This is a genomic window from Burkholderia sp. WSM2230, assembly GCF_000472445.1.
In the GTDB taxonomy this organism is placed as follows: Bacteria; Pseudomonadota; Gammaproteobacteria; order Burkholderiales; family Burkholderiaceae; genus Paraburkholderia.
The window spans coordinates 309557-332026 of sequence record NZ_AXAJ01000007.1; the positions used below are offsets into that span (position 1 = coordinate 309557).

General features: G+C 61.3%; 20 protein-coding genes and 1 pseudogene. 12 read left to right on the forward strand and 9 right to left on the reverse strand.

Going from position 1 to position 22470, the window contains the following annotated elements; all coding sequences use genetic code 11:
• Nucleotides 1-58: 58 nt before the first annotated feature.
• The 7 genes from A3AC_RS0116620 to A3AC_RS0116650 are packed head-to-tail and all read right to left on the reverse strand — an operon-like array spanning nucleotide 59 to nucleotide 8248.
• On the reverse strand, nucleotides 59-1267 hold the full coding sequence (locus tag A3AC_RS0116620; protein ID WP_025600201.1) for an HlyD family secretion protein: 1209 nt from the start codon (nucleotides 1265-1267) through the stop codon (nucleotides 59-61).
• On the reverse strand, nucleotides 1264-2811 hold the full coding sequence (locus A3AC_RS0116625) for an efflux transporter outer membrane subunit (protein ID WP_025600202.1): 1548 nt from the start codon (nucleotides 2809-2811) through the stop codon (nucleotides 1264-1266). The genes A3AC_RS0116620 and A3AC_RS0116625 overlap by 4 nt, the downstream gene beginning before the upstream one ends.
• Nucleotides 2812-2871: 60 nt before the next feature.
• Nucleotides 2872-3852, reverse strand: a complete 981-nt coding sequence (locus A3AC_RS0116630; protein WP_051361635.1) for a glycosyltransferase family 2 protein — start codon at nucleotides 3850-3852, stop codon at nucleotides 2872-2874.
• Between the two features lie 22 nt (nucleotides 3853-3874).
• Nucleotides 3875-5443 carry a DHA2 family efflux MFS transporter permease subunit gene (locus A3AC_RS0116635; RefSeq protein WP_025600205.1) on the reverse strand — a complete coding sequence of 523 codons (1569 nt, stop codon included), beginning with the start codon at nucleotides 5441-5443 and terminating at the stop codon, nucleotides 3875-3877.
• A gap of 24 nt (nucleotides 5444-5467) precedes the next feature.
• On the reverse strand, nucleotides 5468-6742 hold the full coding sequence (locus A3AC_RS0116640; RefSeq protein WP_025600207.1) for a glycosyltransferase: 1275 nt from the start codon (nucleotides 6740-6742) through the stop codon (nucleotides 5468-5470).
• Between the two features lie 17 nt (nucleotides 6743-6759).
• Nucleotides 6760-7326, reverse strand: coding sequence for a methyltransferase family protein (locus tag A3AC_RS0116645; RefSeq protein WP_025600208.1), 567 nt, complete (start codon nucleotides 7324-7326; stop codon nucleotides 6760-6762).
• A gap of 1 nt (nucleotide 7327) precedes the next feature.
• Nucleotides 7328-8248 carry an alpha/beta fold hydrolase gene (locus A3AC_RS0116650; RefSeq protein ID WP_025600209.1) on the reverse strand — a complete coding sequence of 307 codons (921 nt, stop codon included), beginning with the start codon at nucleotides 8246-8248 and terminating at the stop codon, nucleotides 7328-7330.
• A gap of 638 nt (nucleotides 8249-8886) precedes the next feature.
• Between A3AC_RS0116650 and A3AC_RS31035 the strand changes: the two genes are divergently transcribed.
• On the forward strand, nucleotides 8887-9180 hold the full coding sequence (locus A3AC_RS31035) for a four-helix bundle copper-binding protein (protein WP_084515491.1): 294 nt from the start codon (nucleotides 8887-8889) through the stop codon (nucleotides 9178-9180).
• A gap of 68 nt (nucleotides 9181-9248) precedes the next feature.
• Here A3AC_RS31035 and A3AC_RS0116655 read toward each other — a convergent pair whose 3' ends face one another.
• On the reverse strand, nucleotides 9249-10466 hold the full coding sequence (locus A3AC_RS0116655) for a permease (RefSeq protein WP_025600210.1): 1218 nt from the start codon (nucleotides 10464-10466) through the stop codon (nucleotides 9249-9251).
• Between the two features lie 1051 nt (nucleotides 10467-11517).
• Here A3AC_RS0116655 and A3AC_RS0116670 point away from each other — a divergent pair.
• The 5 genes and pseudogenes from A3AC_RS0116670 to A3AC_RS31045 form a co-directional block, all read left to right on the forward strand.
• Nucleotides 11518-11829, forward strand: a complete 312-nt coding sequence (locus tag A3AC_RS0116670; protein ID WP_025600211.1) for a hypothetical protein — start codon at nucleotides 11518-11520, stop codon at nucleotides 11827-11829.
• On the forward strand, nucleotides 11829-13259 hold the full coding sequence (locus A3AC_RS0116675; RefSeq protein WP_156924629.1) for a TolC family protein: 1431 nt from the start codon (nucleotides 11829-11831) through the stop codon (nucleotides 13257-13259). The genes A3AC_RS0116670 and A3AC_RS0116675 overlap by 1 nt, the downstream gene beginning before the upstream one ends.
• Before the next feature lies 1 nt (nucleotide 13260).
• Nucleotides 13261-14556, forward strand: a complete 1296-nt coding sequence (locus tag A3AC_RS0116680) for a multicopper oxidase family protein (protein WP_025600214.1) — start codon at nucleotides 13261-13263, stop codon at nucleotides 14554-14556.
• A gap of 61 nt (nucleotides 14557-14617) precedes the next feature.
• Nucleotides 14618-14965, forward strand: a complete 348-nt coding sequence (locus tag A3AC_RS0116685; RefSeq protein ID WP_025600216.1) for a copper-binding protein — start codon at nucleotides 14618-14620, stop codon at nucleotides 14963-14965.
• 26 nt (nucleotides 14966-14991) lie between these two features.
• A pseudogene (locus A3AC_RS31045) lies at nucleotides 14992-15180 on the forward strand (diaminopropionate ammonia-lyase); the annotation flags it as partial.
• A 108-nt stretch (nucleotides 15181-15288) separates the two neighbouring features.
• Here A3AC_RS31045 and A3AC_RS31305 read toward each other — a convergent pair.
• The gene (locus A3AC_RS31305; protein ID WP_084515484.1) at nucleotides 15289-15744 is read right to left on the reverse strand and encodes an Arm DNA-binding domain-containing protein; all 456 of its coding nucleotides are present in this window, start codon (nucleotides 15742-15744) and stop codon (nucleotides 15289-15291) included.
• Between the two features lie 202 nt (nucleotides 15745-15946).
• Between A3AC_RS31305 and A3AC_RS0116695 the strand changes: the two genes are divergently transcribed.
• The 6 genes from A3AC_RS0116695 (at nucleotide 15947) to A3AC_RS0116720 (ending at nucleotide 21879) form a co-directional block, all read left to right on the forward strand.
• A complete protein-coding gene (locus A3AC_RS0116695) occupies nucleotides 15947-16702 on the forward strand; it encodes a DeoR/GlpR family DNA-binding transcription regulator (RefSeq protein WP_025600217.1) in 756 nt (251 codons plus the stop codon).
• Nucleotides 16703-16968: 266 nt separating this feature from the next.
• Complete coding sequence (gene phnS, locus A3AC_RS0116700; protein WP_025600218.1) at nucleotides 16969-18057, forward strand: 2-aminoethylphosphonate ABC transporter substrate-binding protein; 1089 nt, start codon at nucleotides 16969-16971, stop codon at nucleotides 18055-18057.
• A 125-nt stretch (nucleotides 18058-18182) separates the two neighbouring features.
• A complete protein-coding gene (phnT, locus tag A3AC_RS0116705) occupies nucleotides 18183-19283 on the forward strand; it encodes a 2-aminoethylphosphonate ABC transport system ATP-binding subunit PhnT (RefSeq protein ID WP_025600220.1) in 1101 nt (366 codons plus the stop codon).
• Entirely contained in the window at nucleotides 19261-20205 is a 945-nt protein-coding gene (locus A3AC_RS0116710) for a 2-aminoethylphosphonate ABC transporter permease subunit (RefSeq protein WP_025600221.1), read from the forward strand. The genes phnT and A3AC_RS0116710 overlap by 23 nt, the downstream gene beginning before the upstream one ends.
• A complete protein-coding gene (gene phnV, locus A3AC_RS0116715) occupies nucleotides 20195-21058 on the forward strand; it encodes a 2-aminoethylphosphonate ABC transport system, membrane component PhnV (protein WP_025600223.1) in 864 nt (287 codons plus the stop codon). Before A3AC_RS0116710 ends, phnV begins: the two co-directional genes overlap by 11 nt.
• 260 nt (nucleotides 21059-21318) lie before the next feature.
• A complete protein-coding gene (locus tag A3AC_RS0116720) occupies nucleotides 21319-21879 on the forward strand; it encodes a phosphonate degradation HD-domain oxygenase (protein ID WP_025600224.1) in 561 nt (186 codons plus the stop codon).
• The last annotated feature ends 591 nt before the right edge of the window (nucleotides 21880-22470 follow it).

A 22470-nucleotide genomic window follows, 5' to 3' on the forward strand; every position in this document is an offset into this window, starting at 1 on the left:
GCATCGGCAGGACATTATGGGTTGTGCAGGGGCACGACCATTGCTGCCGCTGTCGAACTCAATCCGCACCGGAGTCATGAGCGCCCACGCTATTGCTCTGCCCGATCAGCTTTCTCGCGATGGCCTCCGCGCGCATCATGTCATCGTCAGGCGCCGGTGCCGCGTTCGGGGCTGCATGCACGGTGGCGCTAGTGCCTGGCGCTCCGTCGCGTTGATGCGTGTCGACCGATACTGTCATCGAGAGGCCGACTCGCAACGGATGCGCGGCCAGCTCCTGAGGGTCCAGAGAAATGGTTACGGGCACGCGCTGAACGACCTTGATCCAGTTGCCGGCCGCGTTCTGCGGCGGCAACATCGAAAATGCGTTGCCTGTTCCCGGTGACAGTCCGTCAACCCGGCCGTGAAAGACCACGCTCGATCCATAGAGATCGGCAGCCGCGGAAACCGGCTGACCGATACGCAGGTTGCGGACTTGCCCTTCCTTGAAGTTGGCCTCGATCCACAGCTGCCTGACGGGCACGACCGTCATCAGCTGTGCGCCGGCCGCAACCGGCTGGCCGATCTGTACCGAACGCTGCGCAACGGCGCCTTCGATCGGTGCAACCAGCGTCGTTCGCGTGGTCCTGACATAGGCAAGCTTCAGTTGCTGTACCGCCTGCATCACGGCCGGATCGTCTTCGATGTGGCCGGAGCCGCTTGAGGCGAGTCCGCTTGCAAGCTGACTGCGGGCCGATGCAAGATTGGCCCGCGCAACTTTCACCGATTCCTGCGCCCGCGCATACTCTTCCGCGGAGACCACCTCTACCGGTGCGCCCGAGCGCGCTTTCAAGGCCTGTTCGGCAAGCGCGAGCTCCGCGGCGCGCGACTCGACGGCAGCCCGGTACATCGCGTTGGAGAATCTGGCACTGCGCGCCTGCCGGACCGCGCGGATCAGCTGTCCCTCCGCCTCTTGCAGGGCAATGCGCGCCTCGGTGTCATCGAGCCGGACAAGTGGTTGACCGGCCTTGACGTATTGCGTATTGCCGACCAGCACTTCGCGCACCGTGCCTGCAATCTGCGCGGCGATCGGCACCACGTTGCCGCTGACACTGGCATTGTCCGTTTCCTCCACGTAACGCCCGGAGACGAACCAGTGCACGCCCGCCGCGACCGTCGCCACCGACACAATGCCGAACAGCAACGCGAGCCGCCGATTCCGGCGGCTCAGCTTCACGGTGTCGCGCTCCGTCATCGGCACGGGTTCGCCAAGCAGATTTTCTGTACTCATGAGACCGGGCTTAAGGAGGGAGGGGACGGAGAGCGGCTGCCCGAGCGGATGTCGCGCGTGTTTTCACGCGGCTCCCGATTCGCCGGGCTGACGGACGAGTCGGCCGCAGTTGCATCGAACCCGCCGCCGAGCGCCCGGATCAATGCGATATGAGCGTCGCGTCGTTGCCCGTCGAGTTCAACGAGCTGCAACTGGGCGTCGAGCCGCGTGTCGCGCAACGCCAGCACGTCCGCCTGCTGGACGAGGCCACGGCGTTGCCTTTCGGTGGCGACGACGAGCATCCTCTCGTGCGCAGCGACTATCTGTGTCTGCGCGTCCACGAGTCCAGTGACCTTGCGCATCGTCGCAATGGCGCGGGCGACCTCTGCAAGGGCGCCGTCAAGCGTCTTGTTATACAGCGCGATCATTTCGTCGGCTTGCGCGTAGTCGCCATGCAGTTGCGAGCGCAACCGCGCGCGTTCGAAGACGGGCAACGAGACGGCGGGACCCAATGCGAAAAAAAGCGACGCGCTCGAAAACAGCGAACCCAGGCTGAGCGACGTCAGGCCGCCCGCCGCAGACAAATTGATGTTCGGATAGAAGGCCGCGCGCGTTGCCGCAATTTTTGCGGTTGCGGCCTGCACGCGCAACTTTGCGGCGACCACGTCCGGGCGCCGCCCGAGCAGGTCCAATGGCAGGTTCGCGGGCACGGAGATGGCGTTGGCGTCGGCAAGCGCAGGGCGCCGCAATGCGAGGCCGCGTTCCGGTCCTTCTCCAGTCAGGACTCCGATCTGCAATTGCGTTTGTGTGATCGCATCGTCGGTTGTCTGCAATTGCATGCGCAGTGTGGCCTGATCGATACGTGCCTGCTGTGCGGCGTAGGTGCTGTCGATTCCCCTTGCCTCGCGTGTGCGCCGGATTTCGTCGAGTTGGTCCGCTTGTTGCCGCCTGGCCGCGATCAGATCCCGCTTTGCGTATTCATCCGCAAGACGGCCGTATAGCGTGACCAGCGAGGTAGTGATAATCAGGCGGGCCTGCTGTTCTTCGACACGTGCGGCGTCGCGTGTGGACACGAGTGCCTGGGTCACGGCGCGGTTCCTTCCCCACAGGTCCAGTTCGTAGTTCGCACCGGCGATAACGCTCGCGGGCGAGACCCACGGATCGCTGAAGAGATTGATGGGAACCGTGGTGCCCGCCACATTCACGTCCGCTGCGCCGTCAATGGCTGGCATGCGCGCCTTGTAGGCTGCTGCAGCGACGCCGCCCGTGAGTCCCGTGCCCGAAGCGAACTGGTCGAGTTGCGATTGCGCCTCAGCGAGACGCGCGCCTACGGCCTGGATGTCTGGATTGCCGGCGCACGCCTCGGCGATCAAAGCATCGAGTTGCGGGTCGTGAAACGACTCGAACCATTGCGCTTGCGGCCATGCGCCGTTTGCAGACTTCGCGTCCTGTACGGTCCGCGCGAGCGCCTCGGGGCCCGGCGAATGCATCGCAAGCGGATGATAAGGGCTGTTGTCCGCGCAACCCGCGACTGCGCACAGCGCGCATAGCGAAGCGGTGAACATGCACGCCGTCCATAGGCGCTTTGGCACGAAGCCGGTGCGGCAGGAATGTGTCGCCATCGCTCAGCCGTGTCCGAGGCGGGCGGCAAGCCGCGGGCGCGCCGTTTCGAGCGGACCCAGCCGGCCGAGAAAGCCGTCGACGATCCCCCATCCGATGCTGGATAGCTTCGCCAGTTTGCCCGACTCGAAGAGCAGCACCTGAAAGACTTGCAGCAACGTGACGAAATTGGGCACGAGCGCGACCGGCAGGGACGGGACGTATTGAACACACAGGTGCATGCCGTTACGCGCCATGTAATAGCGTCGAAAAGCGGGGTGGTTCATTGATGTGATGCGCACCGGGCCGAGACGATGTTGCCGCTTATAGCCGATGCGATGTGACAGCGTGAGCCGCGGCTCGACATAGAACTGGACGCCCCGCAGCAGTGCGCGCAACGAATATTCGGTGTCGACGTGATCAATGAACAGCGCTTCAGCGAACGCACCCAGGCGTTCATACGCGACGCGCGAGATCACGCAACCGGAGGACAGCAGAAAGGAGCACGGCTGCAATGAGGAGTCCGCTTCGAACGCCAGGGTTCGGATGGACAAGCCGTTGCTATACATCTGCGGCAGAAAGTGCTTGACGTTCTCGTCGTAAATGCGCGGACCGATCGCGAAGGCTCGCGTGCCGAGTGTCTTGCACGACTCGAGCATCAACCGGAAGTAATCGGCGCTCACCTGCGAATCCTGATCGAATAGCGCGACTGCGCCGAAGCCCTGTTCGAACATCCGCGCAAGGCCCCGGTTATATGCACCGGCAATGCCACCACGATTGGCGTTGCAGAGATACTCCACGCCCTGCGCGTTCAGCGCATCAGCCAACGCGGGGGAGGCCGCCGGCGAATTATCGACGACCAGCAACGGCGTGCCGTGCGCGCATAGGTCCAATAGATGAGTCAGGTGCCCGGAAGTTGGGCGATACAACACCACGAGCGCACCAAGCAGCGGCGCGGCGTGACCGGCGCTGGCCACGGGGCCGGGAGAGCAGATTGTTTGGCTCATGATCGTCACCCTGTCGGGAGTGTTAATGTCCGGCGCGCTGGGCCGACACGCCGCGCCAGGGTTTGGTGGTCCAGATCAGCGCAGCGAGCGCGAGGCATACGAGGCTCGCGATGTAAAAGAGGTCGTTGGTCGCCATCATGTACGCCTGTTGCTGAACGACCTCGCGTATGGCCGCTAATGGGTTACCGCCGAGTCCGACCGTGTCTAGCGATCGCGTGAAAAGGCTGGTGCCCTCGGATGCCCGCGTGACCGATTGCGCGAGCGTGCCGTAGTGATGCGCCGCGCGGTTGTCCCACCAGGTCACGCTGAGAGCGGTGCCGAACGCGGCGGACAGCGTGCGTAAGAAGTTCGACAGGCCCGACGCGGCAGCGAGCTTCTCGTTGGGGATGCGCGACAGAATCGCCGCGCTCAGCGGAATGAAAAAGCACGGCAGGCCGATGCCTTGAATAAAGGTCGGCGTAACGATTTGCCAGAAAGACATCGTCAGCGTGAAGTGCGCATCCCATGACAACACTGCGAAGAACACCAGAAAGCCGAAACACGTCACGACGCGGGCATCGAACCGGTCCAGAAAAATCCCTATCAGCATGGAAAAGACGAGGGCGAGGATGCCGAGCGGCGCAACCGTCAGTCCGGCCTGAAACGCGGAGTAGCCCATCACGGTTTGCAGCCACAGCGGAAAGATGACGCCGATCACCGAAAAACTCACCATCCCGAGACAAATGATGGCGACGCCGAAAGAGAAAGTGCGATCGCGGAACAGGTTCAGGTCGATGACTGGAAAGGGTTCAGCCGACTCCCAGATCAACAGGCAAGCCAGCGCGAGCGCGGCGATCAACGACAGCACAACGATCAGCGGCGAGTCGAACCAGCCGCGGTCGCGCCCGAGGTCGAGTACAGCCTGCAATGCGCCCACGCCGACGACGAGCAGCACGATGCCCATCATGTCGATCGGCGGCTGCCGCGCATCCGGACGCTCGCGCGGCAAGAGCGCGGCGCAGGCCGCGAACGCAAACAGGCCGATCGGCAGATTGATGAAGAAGATCCATGGCCAGGAGAATTGATCGATGATCCAGCCACCGAGCACCGGACCGAAGATCGGCGCGAGCAGAACCGTCATTGCCCACAGTGCAAGCGCCAGCACGCGCTTTTGCGGCGGAAACGCGCGTAGCAGGATGGCTTGCGACAGCGGCACCATCGGACCTGAACAGAGTCCCTGCATGGCGCGGCAGAGAACCAGCAGTTCCAGGTTGCCGGCGATCCCGCACAGCAGCGACGTCAGCGTGAACAGCAGCACTGACCAGACGAACAGGCGCGCTTCGCCGATCCTCTGCGACAGCCAGCCCGTCAGCGGAACCGCAATAGCCGCCGCGACCGAATAGGAACTGATGACCCACGTCGCCTGCGAATTCGACACGGCGAGACTGCCGGCAATGGAGGGCACGGCGACGTTCGTGACCGTCGAGTCGAGCACCTCGATGAAAGTGGCGAGCGAAAGCGCGAAGGTCAGCAACGCGAGCCACATGCCGCGCAATCGCGGCTCGTCGTGGCCGCCGACGCGCTCTATGACTGTGTCGCTCGAAGTGCTCATGTGGACGGGATTCCCTGAAGCCGTTCAGGCGACCGAATGGGTGCCGATGCCGCCGCGATGATCCGCACAGCGTTCGATATATCGCGCGGCCGCCCCGCAGGCTTCGGGCGCCGTGTCGATGAGCCGTTTGGCGATCGCGCAGCGGGCCCTCACGAGCTTGTCCGTGGTAATGCGCGAGAGTACTGACGCCAGCGCCTTGCCGCTGGCGGGACTGTCGATGCGAACGCCGCAGCCGCTTTTTGCCACACGCTGCGCATTGTCGAACTGGTCGTGCGCGAACGGGGTGACGACCTGTGGAATGCCGGCCGCGAATGCGAGCGCCGCCGTGCCGATGCCGCCGTGATGGACCATGGCTGCGCAGTGAGGCAGGAGCGTCCGCAAGGGTACGAAGTCGCGCACCAGCACGTCGCGGCGCGCGAGCGCCCGCGCGCCGGCAGTGCCGGAAAGCACGATCGCGCGGGTGCCCGTGCGGTGCAAGGCTTCCTCGACGGCGCGAAAATAGGTTCGCTCGTCGATCAGCGAGGACCCAGGCGTGAAGACGACCGGAGGCTCGCCGCACGAGACGAAGGCGCTCAGTTCGCCGTCGAAGGCGTTGGGCGCTACATCGTTGAAGAGGGGAAAGCCCGCCATGAAATGATTGCGCGGCCAGTCGGGTTGAGCAGGGGCAAACCAGTCCGGGAACAGACACAGCACGCTGTCCGGCGAGTGCAGCCACCGGCCTAGTATGCGGCTCGCGGGTGCGAGTCCGAGCTGTTCGCGGACCTGGTTCAGAGCAGGTCCGCACGCCTTGTCGAGCACGCCTTTTTCAATCATCTCCATGCATTTTGCCCTGACGGGCAGCGGCAGCCACATCGGCACGGTCAGACGCTTATGCGTGGGTGGAGCGCTTGCGGAAAGCAGCGTCGAAGGCGACACCTGGACGGAGACGTAGGGCGTGCCATGAACCTCCTGCATCAGACGCGCGGCGAACGCCCACAATGAGCCGACCAGAATGGTGTCCGAGGTCGCGAGAGCGGCGAGCGCATCGAAGTGAGGGCGGATGGTCGGCGCGATGACCGTCCATAGCGTGCGAAACGAGGTGCGCGGATTCCACAGCGCAGGGCTCGCAATCGCCCGCGCATACTCGTCCCACGTACCGATCGGCACAAACGCGAAGCCGTGTTGTTCCGCGAGCGCGGCGAATTGCGGATGTGTGCAGAATACGATCCGATGTCCGCGTTCGGCCAGGATTCGAGCAATGCCGATGAACGGATGAACGTCGCCTGCGGAGCCGATTGCGGTAATGACGATTTGTACCATGGCTTGCTTGCGATTCCTCAATAGAGCCACGGCACGAGCGCCGGCACTTCCTCGCGATAGGTACGGTACGGCGCACCAAAGTACTCGGAGAGCCACCGCTCCTCGACGCGCACCTTGTAGGCAAGCGAAGCGAAGATCAGTACGAAGCCGATAACGCCGCGCCATTGTTCGTTGACGAGCGCGGCGCCGGCAATCGCGAGCAGACAACCTGAGTAAATTGGATGACGCACGAGCGCGTAAGGACCGCTGCGGACGAGTTCGTGATTGGTTTTCAGCGTGACCGACACGCTCCAGTTAGGCCCGAGATGGCGACGGCCCCACACTGAGAAAGCGAGACCGGCAACAACGATCGCGAGGCCAATCCATTGCTGCAAATCGAAATGGGCGGCCGCCGGACTCGAGACGGTGACATGCTCCGGCAACACAATCAGCGCACAGCCCACGATCAGCGGAATTGACTGCAGCGTGCGTGAGAGCCGGTCCTCGCGTTTTGCGGTTTGCTTCACACCGGACGACGCTTTCATCCAGTAGGCAACCCAGAGGGCCCACGGGCCGAGAATGGCAAGCGTGTGATAGATCGTCATTTCAGCTCCCGAATTCGACGTTCAGTCCTGAGTGAGCAAACGTTTGCTCTTCCACTGCGGACGACAGCGCGTCGAGCCGTGAACGATCGAACTCCGGGTTGACGCCAAAGAAGCCGAGAATTTCCTCGCGCATCGTGGCGGCCTGTGCCCGTCCTTCGAGTTCGAGAAAATGCCCGGTGTTCGCTGCGGTCGCGAATTGCGCGTGAGTGACATAGCGTGCCAGGGTGCGAATGTCGTGCGCAGTGGTGTACTCGTCGAGCTCGCCGTTGATGAACTTGACCCGGCAGCGAATGTTCGCCAACTGATCCAGATAAGTCTCGGGCCTTAATGCCAGTATCTGCTCGACATGAAAGGCGACCTGGCTTTGCTCTTCCCTCGGTAGACTCGTCAGATAGCGGTAATTCAGGAGTTTCAGTATGCGCGGCAGATGTTTGCCCACTGTGTCGTTCAGCAGTTGCGCGGCTTGCAGATTCTCGCCTGTATTGAGCAGGTGCCGCGCCTGCGTCACATAGGCGATCATCGCCTCGTTGAGGAACGGCGAGAACGATCCGATTACCGCGCGCTCGATCGAAGCAGGCTGCCGCGCCAGCGCGAGCAATGACGCGAGCCCGCCCCACGACACGGAGTACAGAAAGCGAGGCTCGAAGTGATGAATCAGGTGCAGCAGGATGTCGACTTCGTCCTCTTTCGTCAGAAGCGAACCGGCCCGGTTGTGCTGCTTCGATTGCCCCGCATAAGGCAGGTCGAAGCAAATGACGTTGTATCGCTCGCCGAGATACTTGATTGTTTGCCCAAACGATGCCGTTGTCGCTAAAGCCCCATTTACCAGTATTACGGCCTTACGACCAACTTCAAAAATATGCTGTTCGACTTGCACATTAAGAGAGTTAGGCAAACGAAAGATAATTTTCTGGACGGACATAGAGCCCCCTGCATTCGGAAATGCATAACGATAGACGTTCAAGAGTCGACGGCAATGCAGCAGATATGACTGGAGAAGCCCAGCTAAGCTATTGAAAATAAACGAACTAAGAACGGTGCCGGGTAGAAGGCAAGTAAATATTGTCTGAACTAATTTGAAAAATCAAGCGAGTAATTATTTTGTTTGAAGAAATAAAAATGTCAAAAAGCTACTGAAAATGCCAAATGCATTTTTATTCGCAAATGAATTGTCGATACCGCCCGCTGAATCGCGGAATGCCGCTATATTGTTAAGAACCCGTAAGGTTCGCGGCCTGAAACATCTTTGGTTCGTGAATGTTCGTGAACCGGCATCGATCATCCGGTCGCACCGGCTATCCAAGCATTTTTCAAGCGTTCGCTGATCAGATCGGCGGTGCAGTCGTGAGCACGCGGTCGAAAGCGACCGTGCAAAGAATTCTCGAAGAACTTCCGCCCGGCGCCTCTTCCGCGGAGATTCAAGCTGCGTCGTATCGGCTCGTTCGGGAGGCCGCTTTATCCGAAGGTGCCGACATAGCGAGTCCTACGATGGAGCAGGCGGAACATCTTGGGTGTGGACTGGAACATCTTTCCGAACATGGTGCTGGTGTTCGGTCTGGACTGCACACTTGTTGCGCTGCTGCATGCGACCATTGCGCAACCGCCTGTCTGTCTGAAAGCAACGTATCCCAAATGGCTGAATGCATCAGGCAGGACATGGACTGTGCGAATGTTTGTCGTCTTGCTTCTGCCGTCATGGCGCGTGGCAGCCGACACGTCAAGGATATGTGTCAGCTTTGCGCATCGTGGTGCGAGGCGTGTGCTGCCGAGTGCGAGAAACACGAACACGAGCATTGCAAGCAATGCGCCGAAGCGTGCCATGCTTGCGCCAAGGAGTGCCGCGCGATGGCGTAGTCGCTACCAATCGCCATGCGAGTTGGAAGCGACCCGTATCTGCCGCCGTGCGTGGACGGCGGAAGCGGTTAACGTGATTTTGACTGGTCGTGATGGTGGTGATGTGCATGTTCAGCGTGCGGACCATGCATGCCGTGCCCGTCGTGGTCATGCTCGCCCGCGTCCATCATTCGCATCATCTCCGGGCCGCCGGTCCGGAAAAATATGACCAGCAAAACGATGAAGACCGCAGCAAAGACGATGTCGAGGACGGTCGTGTAGTTGAATGTAATCACCGCGTCGACGACTGCCGTCTGCCGTTCCGTGGGGACCCAGCCAAGCGACTGGAATAGTGCTTCGACCACGAGCGCAGCGGAGACCATCGCAATATAGAAGACCACGGCGAGGAAAACCGTCATCCTGCCACCATAGTATTTTCTGTAGATGTTCAAAATCGGGAGAATGATGAGGTCGCCGAAGATGAACGAAGCGACGCCCCCGAAGCTGATGCCGCCGTTCCACAGCACTGCGGCCAGCGGCACGTTGCCGACAGAACACGTGAATGACGCAACCGCAATCAGCGGACCGACAAAGGCACCCCAAATCATGGCTGCCGTGGGGTGGCTAACGAGGAAGAACTTCTGCCAGAAACTGTCGGGCACCCACGCGCCAAGCGCGCCTGCAATGAGTAGCCCAACACCGATGTCGCGCCATAGCATCGACCAGTTCATTACATAGCTTTGGCTAATGGCTATCCAACCGTCCCTGGAACGGAGACGTTGCTTCCAGGTGCCGTGCTGTCCGCCCATCGACATAGCCGCATGCCCCTCCATGCTGCCCGCAATGCCCTTATCTGCCTGCTCAATGGCTTCCTTCTTCAGCGAGTCCTTGAGAAAGAGCCGGAAAACCAGCACCAGAACAACAATCATGATCGGACCGCCGATGAACTCAGCGGCGGCGAACTGCCAGGAAATCAGCACCCACATCAGCACGCCAAGCTCCAGCACAAGATTCGTGGCCGCAAACTGGAATGCCATGGCGGCGGTGAAGTCGCCGCCCTTACGCACGATGGAGCGGGCCATGGCAACGGCGGCATAGGAGCAGGAGGACGACGCCGCGCCGAGCAGGCTGGCGACGGTCAGCGAGCGGGGGGAAGCGTCTGGCAGCAGCTTCGACATCTCAGATTTCGAGACGGCAACTTCAATCACGGCGGAGAACAGAAAGCCCAGGCTCAGCCCCCAGAAAATCTGCCATAGCATCGTGAAGGCCATCCAGAGAGCATGGCCCAGAGCGGTGAGAATCTGCATCGCAACCTCCTGCCCAGTCGCTTGTATGCTAACGGTGCGCGGTTGTAGAAATAGATGCCGTTCGGGCTGTCCGACCCTCGACGGTATTGAACAGCCGTAGCGCTTCCATGTCTATCACGCCAACATATCGGCTGACCCGACCGGTAGCTGCCCGATGCCGGTGACCGCGCGAGTGATGGCGTTTGCACAGCCGCCGCACGCCGTATCCTGCACTTCGCGCATTGCATTTCGGGCTCCAGGAATAACCGATGTTGCCTAATTTAGACCTTCTCATCATGGGAAGGCCAAGTGGCAACGGCAATTTCCTTGACGGAAAAACCGCACGACAATCGTGAGCCGCTGCGCGCCGGCGCACAAGGTTTTGATGGCGATTAAATGACATGCCCCAGCACCCTCCCGGCTGGAACGCCGAGCAACTGGCATTCGCAAACTGCGCGTGGGGAGCGCTCCACTTTGCGTATGCGCACTGACTGGCGAGCGGGCTCGCTCCACGCTCTTGCAGTTACACACTGACACTTGCCCAACCTTACAGCTTCCATAGGTGCGTGCTAGACTTCGCAGCTATGGCGTACTGGTGCAAAGTCCTTCTCGTCGTGCTGTTGGCACTGAGCCTTCCGGTTCAGTCGTTCGCGGCCGTCTCGGTGAGATGCGATTCCTCGCATTCCTATGAAGATGTGACGTCAGCAGAGCATGCCGTTGAAGAGACGCCTCATACACATCACGTGCAAGGCGATTTGTTGGCAGACGTTGACCATGCCGGTCATCACCATGACGGCATACACCATGTGCATCAATGCTCTGCCTGCGCGTCCTGCTGTGTCGGTGCGGCTTTGCCAGTGTCCGCAAGTGTGGCTGCAGCAATCGCAGCAGTCCGTTTTGCTCCTCCTTCGCAGCTCCCCGTTGCCGTCGTCCGGTTCCTGACTGACGGCATCGAACGACCTCCCCGACTCACTCTCGTCTAGTCCATCGCCCGCGGGCTCGACTGCGGCGCGCCGATTCATTCTGGTTGCCCGTGACCGGCCAGCCAGCTGACTGACGACGAGAGAAATTCATGCGAACGTTTTCTGCCACGCTATTGAGCGCGGTGGCAGCTTTGCCCGCGCTCGCGCACGCGACGACACTACTGCCCGACCCGACGGACCCCGCTGCGTCTGTCCCGGCGGTGAGTGCGCCGTCCGTTTTTGCGGACTACCAGCCGTATCAGGACAAGAAAGCCCCTTCCTGGCAGGAGCTCAATAAATCAGTTATCAACGGCTCAATAAAGCAGGGGATGGCCGGGATGAACGATGGCGGCGCGCCTGCCAGCGGAGCCGCGACGAATCACGGCGAGCACCCCGTTGGCCATGAGGGGGCGACGAAATGATGCGACCGTCATATCCAGGCGGCCGCATCATTGCCGCCGCCGGCATCCTTCTGTTATTCGCCGGCTGCAACACCTTTTCCAAAGACGGTGGTTTCGACACGGTTGCTGCAACTGCGTCCGGGCGACTAGGGAAAGACGCCGTATTGGTGAAGACCGACCAGGACCGGGATGCTGTCGCCAAACGCACAGACGAGCTTCTCTCGAAGCCGCTCGGTATGGACGACGCCGTGCAGATTGCGCTGCTGAACAATCGAGGACTGCAGGTTTCTTACGACGAACTCGGCATATCCGAGGCGGACCTTGTAGAGGCGGGGCGACTGCCGAACCCGAGCTTCTCCTTCACTCGTACGCATGGAGGCAACGACCTCAGCATCAACCGTACTTTCATGCTCGGTCTTTTGAACGTGCTGACGCTGCCGCTCGCGACGCGCATGGAAAGCCGCCGCTTCGAGCAGACCAGGCTGCTCGCCGCAGATGCGATGCTCAAGGTCGCAGCTGACGCACGACGTGCCTATGTCAACGCAGTCGCCGCCGAGCAGGCTGCGACATATGCCGCGCAGGTGAAGGATTCGGCCGAAGCGGGAGCTGAACTGGCGTTGCGGATGCAGCAGGCCGGCAATTTCAGCAAGCTCGACTACGCACGTGAGCAGGCTTTCTATGCTGATGCAGTCGCCCAACTGGCGAAAGTCCGCCAGCAATCTCTTGCCGCACGAGAAAAGCTGACGCGAACGATGGGCCTGTGGGGCGCGGCAACACAATACAAGCTTCCCGAGCGGCTGCCGGACCTGCCTGGAACCAGGCCTGAGCTGAACGACCTTGAGAGCTTTGCCATGCAGAACCGACTGGACATCCAGGCGGCGAAACTGCAGACGCAGAGTGTCGCCAGTTCGTTGGGGCTTAGCAGGGCGACACGATTCATCAACGCGCTGGACGTCGGGTACCAGAACAATTTCACGACCCTGGATGGCCACGAGCAGGGCTACGAAATTAGCGTCGAGATACCCATCTTCAACTGGGGCGGGTCGAAGGTCGCACGCGCCGAAGCGATTTACATGCAATCGGTCAATCGCGTTGCCGAAACTGCGATTAACGCGCGGTCGGAAGTGCGTGAGTCCTATTCGGCTTACGTGACCAATTACGACGTCGCAAAGCACTACCGTGACGAAGTGGTGCCAATCCGCAAAACCATTTCAGACGAGCTCCTGCTTCGCTACAACGGCATGCTCGCGAGCGTCTTCGAGCTGCTCGCCGATTCTCGCGACCAGGTGGGAGCGGTCAACAGCTACATCGACGCGCTGAAAGAATACTGGCTAGCGGAGACCGACCTGCAGCAGGCGGTTGGCGGCCGTCTCCCTCCGCTTGCTATGGCCTCGGCGCCATCCGCACCCGCGATGCAGCCTGCGTCGCCTACAGATTCCGAAGGTAAATGAAATGGTGTCACGTCGAAACTTTCTCGGCGGCTCGGGGGCCGCGCTGCTGGGAGCCGCAATAGTTAGCAAGGCGGGCGCTGCGTCGCTGCCTGAGGCGCCCACTATGACCAAGGCCACGATGCAACCGCCGCTAGCGCCTTCCAACGGCCGTCCCTACACGCCGGTCGCGACGCTCAACGGCTGGTCGCTGCCATGGCGCATGAAGAATGGGTGGAAAGAGTTTCACCTGATTGCCGAGCCGGTCGTGCGCGAGATGGCGCCGGGCATGAACGCGAATCTATGGGGTTATAACGGCCAGGCGCCCGGGCCCACCATCGAGGCAGTCGAAGGCGACAAGGTCCGCATCTTCGTGACCAACAAGCTCCCCGAGCACACCACGGTTCACTGGCATGGGATGCTGTTGCCATCGGGAATGGACGGTGTCGGGGGGCTCACGCAGCCACATATCCCGCCGGGCAAGACGTTCGTCTACGAGTTTCAGCTGGAGAAGCACGGCACCTTCATGTATCACCCGCACGCCGATGAGATGGTGCAGATGGCGATGGGGATGATGGGGACGTTCATCGTCCATCCGAAAGACCCACGCGTCATGCCGGTGGACCGTGACTTCGTCTTCATCATGTCCGCCTACGACATCGACCCGGGCAGCTTCACGCCGCGCGTCAACGAGATGACCGACTTCAACATGTGGACGTGGAATTCACGTGTGTTTCCGGGCATCGACCCATTGCCGGTGCGCGCAGGAGACCGCGTGCGTATCCGGTTCGGCAATCTGACGATGACCAACCACCCCATTCATCTGCACGGCTATCACTTCGAAGTCGCGGGCACGGATGGCGGATGGATTCCGCCGGCCGCTCGCTGGCCCGAAGTGACCGCCGACGTGGCGGTCGGCCAGATGCGTGCCATCGAATTTACGGCGAACCGGCCCGGCGATTGGGCATTTCACTGCCACAAATCGCACCACACGATGAATGCGATGGGGCATCAGGTACCTAACCTGATTGGCGTGCCGCAGAAAGACCTCGCGAAACGCATCAGCAAGCTGGTGCCGGACTACATGGCGATGGGCAGCACCGGCGGCTCGATGGGGGAGATGGAGATGCCCTTGCCGGACAACACGCTGCCGATGATGACCGGCACCGGCCCATTCGGTCCTCTGGAAATGGGCGGAATGTTCACCGTGGTGAAAGTTCGCGACGGATTGAAGCGTAACGACTATCGCGACCCTGGCTGGTTCAGGCATCCAAAGGGAACCGTTGCCTACGAATACACCGGCGAGTTGCCTGAGAGCTGATTTTTGTCCGGCCGGGCGTCCAGTCCGGCACAACTTTTTATCCAACGCAGGAGAACGGGTAATGAACAACGTCTTTGCATCGATTGCGGTCAGTTGCGCATTGGCAATCTCAGCATCGGCCTATGCGGCTCGTGATATGGGGAACATGAAAATGGGCTCAAGCAGTGCCCAACCGGGCGGTGAGAAGGCGGCCATGTCACATGGGGAAATCAGGAAAGTCGACGCCGCAGCGGGAAAACTGACCATCAAGCACGGCCCGCTGGAAAACCTTGGGATGGAGGCCATGACGATGGTGTTCAAGGTCAAGGACCCGGCAATGATTTCGCAGGTCAAGGTCGGCGACAAAGTCGACTTCGTCGCTGAAGAAGTCGACGGCGCGCTTACGGTCACCAAACTGCAGAAGCAGTAAGAGTCGGAGGGTGTTGCCGTCCGCAAGCTGGTCTCATCCTGTTGCAGCAGGATCGGCAACTGGCGACTCAGGTGGGCCTCGATGCTTCTTCCCGCGTATTGCTGGTCAACACCGAGGGCGCGACGGCACCCGCAACCTATGAGCAGCTAGTCGGCGAGACCGCCGAATCCGTGCTCAAGCGCCAATTGGCCTGGCGTGCGAAAACGATAGCCTGAGCGAACTCCAGCCAGCCGTCATCTCCGACCCGATGACGGCATCCACTGCCATAAACGAAAAGGAAAAGCGCCGCGTGGCGAGGGTCGGTCACATCCAGCGGACGCGTATCAGGAGACAAACGGATGAAGCAAAACGTCAACCGAAGCATCGGTCTCGGCTGGCAAACGTGCAATCGGGGCGATCCTGGTCGTGAGGCGCCGGCGGGACCGGGCTGCACCGACAGAGTCTCGGTGCCGTTCAATATGGCCTGTTAGGAAGTCCTCGCAGAGTTCCTGCACCGTGTATGATTCCCGCGTCAAAGCCACCTCATGGCGGTTCGATGCCCTGCGGGTGAGCGCGGGGTCTTCGCCAGCGTCACGGCGCGCTCGAATGTCTTGCCATTTGGCTATCGCGGACGCATAAGACATTGCTGGCCATTCTCCCAGCTTCCGCTGACGCATCCGCCCGTCGACCGGCGATTTGAATCGGTACGTCCAACTGCGCCGCGATGCGGTTGCTTCCAGACGAAGACCTTGAAACGCATCGAAGGTCATATACGTAGAGCTGTTTTGCGGCTTTGGCATCGAATCGCATGGTCGGCGTAGGTTTTTCCGCGAATGAGAGAAAAGAGTTACGCCAGCGTTCGAAGTTTAGCAACCTGTAGACGAGTGTAGGTGCGGTTCATGGCATGGGCCATAAACGCTGGCAGCCTTTGCGGGCGGGCTTTTTATGCAGAAGTGCCCCGCTCGACGCACCTCTCGCAAAATGACGAAGGAAACGTCCTGAATGCTCGCAGAACAACGTCACCAATACATTCTGGCGCAAGTCGCCAAAACCGGCGCGCTCTCGGTGGCCGAGCTGGTGCGCGAATTGAACGTATCGCGCGAGACGATCCGTCGTGACCTGAATGCGCTGGCCGGGCGCGGCCTGCTCGTCACGACTCACGGCGGCGCACTTTCCAGCGACCGGCGCGAACCCGACCTCGACACGCGCGAAGCCGCGAATGCCGGCGCGAAGCGCGCAATCGGCGAACGCGCGGCGGAGTTTGTTCCGGACGGCGCGTCGCTGATCGTCGACTCCGGCAGCACCACGCAGGCGGTCGCGCGAGCCTTGCTCGACAGGCACCGGCTGTCGATCTACACGAATGACTGGCGCATCGCGCTGCTGCTCGGCCGGCGCAACGAGAACCGCGTGACGCTGTTGGGCGGCGAGCTCTCCGACATCGAAGACGCCACCTTCGGGCTCGACACAGTGCAGCAACTCACCCAGTATCACGCGGATTTCGCTTTCATCGGCGCAGGCGGCATCTCGCCTGACGGCTATCTGACCGACTACAGCCGCATGGCCGCCGAGGTGCGCAGCCGCATGATCGCAGCGGCCGACACAGTGGTGATCGTCGCAGACCATTCCAAGTTTGGCCGCGTCACGCCCGTGCGCATTAACGGCATCGAATCGGCTCGCTATCTCGTGACCGAACTGGCACCCGAGCGCTCGCTCGCCAAGGCAATAACGGCGCACGGCCCTGAAATCGTGATTGCGTGAGCGGCGCGCGTAGCGCCCATGGTCTTTACTCGCTCGGCCACTATTGGCAAATTGTGTCGTTTTTTGGAATTCGACCGAATAGTCACGGCGTTGTCACCGATACCTGCAATTCTCTCAGGGCCCACATTCAGGCTCCGCAAGCAGCGCGCACGCAAGCACGCAAGCAGCAGCCAAAGCGCAAGCGGCGCGCAGCACACACCATTCAATCACAACAGGGATCGGGTTCTTCCCGGCCGTCTGGTTTTTTTGCCTTTCGGAGAAGCGACATGACAAAGACAAATTCCCCTCAGACCACGGGGCTCGCACGCAAACTGTTGCCGGCGCTCGTTGCCGCTGCGGTCTTTGGCGGCGCGGCCATGCAGGCTCATGCGGCCGATGCTGTGGTGCTGTACACCGCCGACGGCCTGGAAAATCTCTACAAGGACGTGCTGCCAGCCTTCGAAAAGAAAGAAGGCGTCAAGGTGAACATCGTGACGGCGGGCAGCGGTGAAGTGGTGAACCGCGCCACTATCGAGAAAGATCAGCCCAAGGCCGACGTCATCGTGACCCTGCCGCCGTTCATCCAGCAAGCGGACCAGAACGGTCTGCTGCAGGCGTATCAAAGCGCAAACTACAAGAACGTGCCGGCGATCGCCAAGGCCCCCGACGGCGCGTGGGCGACCTTCGTGAACAACTACTTCTCGTTCGCGATCAACCCCGAAGTCACGAAGAGCCAGCCGAAGACCTTCGCCGATCTGCTGCATCCGGACTATAGCGGCAAGATCGCCTACTCGAATCCGGCGACGGCGGGCGACGGCATGGCCGTGATCATTCTGACGTCGTCGCTGATGGGCGAGGACAAGGCGTTCGACTATCTGAAGAAGCTCGAGCAAAGCGCGAAGTTCCACACCAAGGGCACGGGTTACCTCGACGTTCTGCTCTCGCGCAACGAAATCGCGTTCGCAAACGGCGACCTGCAGATGGATCTCGACGACGCCGCCAACGGCGGTCTGTCGCTCAAGCCGGTATTCCTCGCTGCGGCATCAGGCGGCCAGCCGACCACGTTCCAGTTGCCATACGCGATTGGTCTCATCAAGAACGGTCCGAATCAGGCGCAAGGCAAGAAACTGGTCGACTATCTGATGTCGACCGACGTGCAGTCCAGGGTGCCCGACATCTTCGGCATTCCCGGCCGCAGCGACGTGCCGCTCGCGGGCAAGAACGGCGAAACGGTCAAGCAGGCGATTGCGGGCGTGAAGCTGATACCGGTCGACTGGAATCAGGTCATGGCTAAGAAAGCCAATTGGACCGCGCGGTGGAAGAACGAAGTGATCGGTTCGTCGGGCAAGCAGACGGAAGTCGTCAAGCCGAAGTAAGCCGCTCTTTGCTGACCGGTCGACTGTCGGGTCGACCGGTCAGTCGAGATACGCAGCGTCGTCGCGATCTCTCTTGAATCGCCACTTGGTTGCACAAGCATCAATCTTGTTGGAGGATCAATCCGGTGAATCCGGCCAGTCTTGCTGATCCCGGCCCGCTCGGCGTCTCGCCGCAAGCGCTCGACGCCACCCGTTCCGATGTGCCCGGCGGCGTGCAGATCGACCATCTGACAGTGCGCTTCGGCTCGCGTACCGTACTCGACGATCTGTCGTTGACGATCCGGCGCGGGGAACTGCTCACCGTGCTCGGTCGCAGCGGCTGCGGCAAGACCACGCTGCTGCGGTTCATTGCCGGTTTCATCGAGGCGGACGAATTGTCCGGCACGCTGACCGTCGCGGGGCACGATCTCACGCATGTGCCGCCGCATAAGCGCAACCTCGGCCTGCTGTTTCAGAGCTATGCGCTGTTTCCGCATCTGTCGGTGTTCGAGAACGTCGCGTTCGGCCTGCGTGCGCGACGCATTTCGTCGAAAGAGATCGCGCGGCGCGTCGCGGACGCGCTCAAGCTCGTGCAGCTCGGCGACGCCGGACACGTGATGCCCGCGCAGCTTTCCGGCGGCATGCAGCAGCGCGTCGCCCTGGCGCGCGCGCTCGTAATCGAGCCTGACGTGTTGCTGCTCGACGAGCCGCTTTCCGCGCTCGACGCCAACCTCCGCGCGTCGGTGCGTTCGGAATTGAAGGCGCTGCACGAACGCCTGCCGAACCTGACAATCGTCTGCGTGACGCACGATCAGGACGACGCGCTGGTGTTGTCGGACCGCACACTGTTGATGCGCGACGGCCGCATCGCGCAACTCGGTACGCCACAACAGTTGTACGACGCTCCCGACGACGCGTTTGTCGCGCGCTATCTCGGCGCGGCAAACCTGCTGCCGCCGCACGTCGCCTTCAGCATGGACGACGTCCGCTACAGCGATCGCGATCGTGTCGCGTGCCTGCGGCCCGAAGCGCTGCGCATCGTGCCGCTCGGGGAGGGGCAGTTGCATGGCGCGATTGCGTCGGTGGAATGGTATGGCGCCGTCCTGTCGGTGTCCGTCGTGCTCGACGCAATGCGGGGCGAACCGGTGCTCGTCACCACGCAGCGCGGCCACGGCATGATGCCCGAGAAAGGCGCGCGTATTTCCCTGCGTTACGAGGCAGACGATGTCGTCCTTATCAAGCCCTGAGGCGTCGACTTCTCTTCCCGGATTGGCCGCCGCAGACGCTCCCCGCAACGCGAGCGTCGCGTCGCACCGGGCCGCGGCGAAGCGCCGCCGGCGCACGGCACAATGGCATCTGCTGTTCATCGCGCTGTTCGTGCTCGGGCCGCTCGTGATTTATCCGCTGGTGCGGCTCGTGGCACTCAGTTTGAGCGGGCCGCATGGCATTGGTCTGCAGGCGTATGCGGCATTCTTCGGCAATCCGGAGACGCGCGGCGTGATTGGCACGACGCTGTGGATTCTGTTCGCGAGCGCGGGACTTGCGTCGCTGCTCGGCGTGGCGCTTGCGTCGCTATTGTTCTTCAAGCCGTTTCCCGGCGCGCGCATCGTCACACGCTTTCTCGAACTGTTCGTCGCGTTCCCATCGTTTCTGGTCGCCTTTACGTTGATCTTTCTGTACGGCTCGCAAGGCTCGGTCAGCATCGCGTTGCAGCGGCTTTTTCATCTTCAGGCGCCGCTCGATTTTCTGTTCGGCGTGGGCGGCGTCATTCTCGCGGAAGTGGTGTTCTATGCGCCGTTCGTCGTGCGGCCAACGTTGGCGTCGTTCGCCACGCTCGACATGCGCCTCATCGAAGCCGCCCGCAGTCTCGGTGCAAGCAGCTGGATGGTCGCGTTCAAAGTGATCCTGCCGCTCGCGTGGCCAGGCATCGCGGCGGGGACGATTCTGTGCTTTCTGCTCACGCTCAACGAATTCGGCATTCTGCTCGTGCTCGGCAGCGCGCATCTGATCACACTGCCGGTCGCAATTTATAGCTCGGCCACCGTCGATCTCGACCTGCCGGCGGCCGCCGCCGGCGCGGTGGTCATGCTGTCCATGTCTTTGTCGCTGTACGCGTTGTATCGCCAGGTTAATCGTCGCAAGGTCAAAGGAGTGGGCCATGGCCGATGAACTCGACCCGGCGGTGCTGCCGGTCATGCATATGAAGGCGCGGCCGGTACGCCCGAGTTTCGTCGCGCGGCTGCTTAGTGGACTGTTTCTCGGCTTTGCCGCGCTGTTGTGTTTCTGGCTGTTCGTGTTGCCGGTGATCGTGGTCGCGCTCTCGAGTGTCGCCGCTCATTGGTCGGGCACCATACTGCCCGACGGCTTCAGCACGCGCTGGTTCGAGCGGCTCTCTTCGAGCGACTTCGACGCGCTGACGACGAGCCTCGAAATCGGCATGGGCGTCGCGGTGCTCGGCACCGTGCTCGGGCTGTGGCTCGCGCTTGCACTGGAAGGACGAGACCGGCGCGGCCTCGGCGCTTTCGTCGACACCATCGCGATGATGCCCAACGGCGTGCCGAGCGTGGTGCTCGGGCTCGCGGTGCTGATTGCGTATCACAAGCGGCCGGTGGATCTGTCGAGCTCCGCGGCGATCGTCGTGTTCGTGCAGCTCGCGCTCGTGCTGCCGTTCTGCTACCGCTGTGCGGCCGCCGCGTTGCGCCCCGAGCTGACGGTGTTGCGCGAAGCGGCTGCGAGCCTTGGCGCGCCTCCGTCGATGGTATTGCGCCGGGTCGTGCTGCCGCAGCTCGTGCCCGCTATCCGCGCCAGTCTTGCGCTGGGTTTCGCGTTGTCGCTCGGCGAACTGGGCGCGACGCTCACTGTTTATCCGCCCGGTTTTGCGACGGTGCCGATTGTCGTCGTTGGTCAGGTGGAGCGCGGTTACTACCTGCCTGCGTCCGCGCTGTCGCTGATTCTGCTGCTGGTGTCGCTGGCGGCGCTGCTGCTGATCGCGGCGCGCGTGCCGCGGCGTCGGAGCGATTGAGCGTGCAGTTGCGGTTTCGCTGCTTGCGTTTGTCGGCGATGAGCGGCTTCTGGCCAACGTGTTTTTGGATGCTGCGGGATTGTATGAACGGCCAACGGCCGTGAACAGAGGCCGTCGGTGGATCCTTGGGGACAACGTCTGCGATGCCGCCTTCGATATGCGGCATTTGCGTGACTTACTACTTATGGGTCCGGGATGCGAACGGCGTCATGAACGTGTTACCAACCTGAAGACGTTTTCATTACCGTGGGGGTAAAAGTGTGGCATTGACTGTGAGCGACATTCGATCCCTGTTCGAGCAATACGGCGACATCGCTTATAGCGGCGAACCGGTCACGCAACTTCAGCATGCATTGCAGACCGGCGCGCTGGCGGAGGAAGCCGGCGCGGATGACGAACTGGTCGTCGCCGCTTTTTTGCATGACCTTGGTCATCTGCTCAATCTGCAAGGCGAGACGCCGACGCAGCGGGGCGTCGACGATTTGCACCAGTACTTCGCGTTGCCGTTTCTGCGGACGGTGCTGGCGGACGCAATACTCGAGCCGATCCGCCTGCATGTGGACGCCAAACGCTGCCTTTGCGCCATCGACGACACATATATCGGCCAGCTTTCCGCCGATTCGCTGCGGAGTCTGGCGCTGCAAGGCGGGATATTTAGCCGCGAGGAAGCAGATGCGTTTTTGCAGAAAGACTACGCGCAGGACGCGCTGCGTCTGCGCAAATGGGACGACCTCGCAAAAGAGCCAGATCGCGCGACGCCGGATCTTGCTCACTACCTTGGCGTGGTCGAGCGCGTGATGAGTAAGAGCTCGATTGCCTGATTGCAAACGACGTAGTTCACGTCGCTTCGGCCAATCTGCTCACACCATTTCTTGCACGATTTGCGCTTGTCAAATAACGCTTGCAAGGCGTCGCCCGTCTCGCTAGAATCTCGCTCTTTCGTGCTCCGGACGCCGGGGCACGGGAAGCGGGAAAGCCAGCAGTGGCAAGGCTTCCGGCGGTGGCGGCAGGTTCAGGCAGTAGCAAAAACCTGTTGACGGCGCAGCGGAAGTTCTGCATAATTCCGCTTCTCTGCTGCTGATGCAGCGACGCAGAACGAAGCAGTGCCGGGTAGTTGGAACAGGCGCTTGCGGAGGATGCGAACCGATCTTTAAAAACTAACAGCCGATAAGTGTGGGCGCTTGATGCGCGACGCGAGCCGGGTTCTTCGGAGCCGGGCGTTAAAGCGAAAGTATCAAGTCTCACACAGTAATGAAAGGAAGGTTTTTCTGTCGGAAGATAGAGAGATCATTCGTCAGTACGTTGAGTGAGCGACCGGTCTCGGAAGAGACCGAAAACAGTAACAGGTTTGAACTGAAGAGTTTGATCCTGGCTCAGATTGAACGCTGGCGGCATGCCTTACACATGCAAGT